At 62.0% G+C, this 955-nt stretch carries 1 pseudogene; it reads left to right on the top strand.

From position 1 onward, the window contains the following. Positions 1-610: pseudogene (locus tag AOZ13_RS14630) on the top strand (SWIM zinc finger family protein); the annotation flags it as partial. Positions 611-955 lie beyond the last annotated feature (345 nt).

Consider the following 955-nt stretch of genomic DNA (forward strand, 5'->3'; position numbering starts at 1 on the left):
CGCGTCCGAGCGAGCACGGACCGTCGTCGAGGACGGCCTCGACGACCTCGGTCGCTCACCGGCGGCGTATCGTGTCGCCACCGACTTCTACCAGGATCGCGACGCCGAGCGCTATCGCGACTGCCTGCAGACCCGTGTCGTCCGCTTCGAGGACTGGGATGCGTACGACGACCTGAAGGCGGCCTGTACGGACGAAGAGTGGCAGTCCGTCTCGCACACGATCCGGTCGCAGCTCGGCCGTCTCGAGACGACACAGCTGATCGACCTCTATCTCTACGAGGGCGAACAGGAGAAGGCTCTCGACAAAGTCCTCGAGAGCCATGACCTCGACGTCTTGCAGGCGTACCGTGCGGACGTCGCCGACCTCGACCCCGAGGCGTACTTCGAGGCCTACCGGGAAGTGCTGGAGCCGTATCTCGCCGCCGAGACCGGACGCAACCACTATCGAACCGTCATCGATCACCTCCGAGAGATGGCGGCACTCGGACTCGACGGCCGATTCACGGACTTCCTCGCACATCTCCGCGAGAAGCACACCAACCGGCCGGCGTTCCACGACGAACTCGACAGCGTGGACTTCGACGCTGCGTCGACGCCCACCTCATCGTGATCTCGTTCGGATCGTCTCCATAAGGCGGAGTAGCGCAAAAAACGCTGTTGAGTTGCGTCGCCGCCGGTCGGGTTTATCGCCCCCAGGAGGGGCAGTAGCGTACCCCTATATGCAACCATGTCCGAACACGATGAGCGACGCGGTCCAAAGGCTATCTCTATGAGGCCAACGGCACGCTCCGCGTCACCGAAACCGTATTCAAGTGAGCGACTGCCAGTTGGCCACTACGTTCAGACGACCTCATTAGCGACTGCCACGAAACGCTTTCCGACGTTCATCTCGTAGTATGGGTATGTCCACGACCGTTGAGACACCTGGTTCGGGCGAGACGTGTGCATACTGTGA

The organism is Halarchaeum acidiphilum MH1-52-1 (genome assembly GCF_000474235.1).
GTDB lineage: Archaea > Halobacteriota > Halobacteria > Halobacteriales > Halobacteriaceae > Halarchaeum > Halarchaeum acidiphilum.